General features: G+C 77.3%; 1 protein-coding gene and 1 pseudogene. Both read right to left on the reverse strand.

Annotation, left to right across the window (positions count from 1 at the left end):
- Positions 1–335 (reverse strand): annotated as a pseudogene (locus ACR80Q_RS18315) (type II secretion system F family protein); the annotation flags it as partial.
- 210 nt (positions 336–545) lie between these two features.
- Positions 546–780 (reverse strand): hypothetical protein (locus ACR80Q_RS18320; RefSeq protein ID WP_435379087.1); only part of this gene is annotated, 235 nt, incomplete at its 5' end.

Consider the following 780-nt stretch of genomic DNA (forward strand, 5'->3'; position numbering starts at 1 on the left):
AGGACGGCCTCGATGGGTTCACGGGCCGCGATGCGGGCCTTGAGCTCCTGCAACGGCCCCGCGAGGGCGGGATGCGCGCGGGCGGACGCCGCGGGGAGGGCTTCGGGGAGGCCGCGGCTGGTGGCGATCGCGTCGCGCAGCCCCTCGACCCACGCGGCCAGGGCCTCGAGGCGTTGGATGGTGGCGCGCTGCTCGGCTGCGGCCCCGAACAGCACCGGCCACGCGATCACGGCCCCCGCCGCGGCCACCGCGACCGGCACCCACCGCGTCAGCACCAGCACCACGAGCCCCACCGCGACACCAGCCGCCAACCGCGCCCCGGTGCGCCCGGACATGACCACCCGCAGCCGGGTCCAGGGCCCTGCCGGTGCCGTGCGGGTGGGGGCCGGGGACACGAGCAGCCACNGAGCATGCGCAGCCGGGTCCAGGGCCCTGCCCGTGCCGTGCGGGTGGGTGCCGGGGACACGAGTAGCCACAGGCCGGCCCCGATACCGGTGCCGGCGAGGACCGCCGCGGCCAGCTGCCAGGTCACCAGATGCCCCACGTCACCAGATGCCCCCAGGTGAGGAGACCGAGCGCGCCGAGCCGTTGACGCCGCCCGCCGGACGACGCGAGCCGTTGATTCCCGCCGGTGGGGCCACTGCCCGCTGCTGGGCGTCGTCGTCGAGGTGGTGCACGGTGTCCGTCCACCCGTGGGCGCGAAGGGCGGCGGTGCGCTCCGGCGACACGGCCGCGGCGGGTTCGGCGACGTACTGCCCCGGCGGGGCGCGGAACACCTCG

It is taken from the genome of Aquipuribacter aurantiacus (assembly GCF_051216895.1).
Taxonomy (GTDB): domain Bacteria; phylum Actinomycetota; class Actinomycetes; order Actinomycetales; family JBBAYJ01; genus Aquipuribacter.